The sequence below is a fragment of the Mesorhizobium sp. M7A.F.Ca.CA.002.04.1.1 genome, assembly GCF_004022805.1.
Classification (GTDB): domain Bacteria; phylum Pseudomonadota; class Alphaproteobacteria; order Rhizobiales; family Rhizobiaceae; genus Mesorhizobium; species Mesorhizobium ciceri.
Map to the genome: position 1 here is coordinate 1 of NZ_RZPL01001274.1, position 548 is coordinate 548.

The window sequence follows — 548 nt, forward strand, 5'->3', positions numbered from 1 at the left end:
CATCGGATGGATGTGCCCTGTGCCGGTGTCGCGCGTGCCGCCGAAATAGGCGGTCGAGCCCAGCCGCTCCGCCGTCTCCCTGGCATCCATGAACGAGATATGCGGGTAGGAAAAACGGCTCGCCATGATCTCGGCATGCGCCTTGTAGTCATCGACATAGCGCGGCTTGTGCGCCACCGAGAGCTGGCCCGGCATATAGTCGATATCGATCTGGTTGGCGGCAGTGAATTCGAGGAGATGCGCCTTCGCCTCTTCGGCAAGATCAAACAGAGCCTTGGCGCGGAACAAGCCGTACTCGGCCTCCAGGTCTTCGGCCCAGGCGCGCTGGCCGGTGCCAAGTTGGCCACCATTGCGCCCGGAGGCGCCATCACCGAAGCGATACGCCTCGATCAAAACGACATTGGCGCCCGCCTTGGCCAGATGCGCTGCCGCCGACAGGCCGGTAAAGCCGCCGCCGATGACAACGACGTCGCATGTCCGGTCGCCATCCAGCGCCGGGTATTCAGGCCGCGGACCGGCCGTGTCCTCATACCAGGAACGGCCGGGGG

At 64.8% G+C, this 548-nt stretch carries 1 protein-coding gene; it reads right to left on the reverse strand.

From position 1 onward, the window contains the following. Positions 1 to 548 (reverse strand): FAD-binding oxidoreductase (locus ENZ75_RS33755; protein WP_164888278.1); only part of this gene is annotated, 548 nt, incomplete at both ends.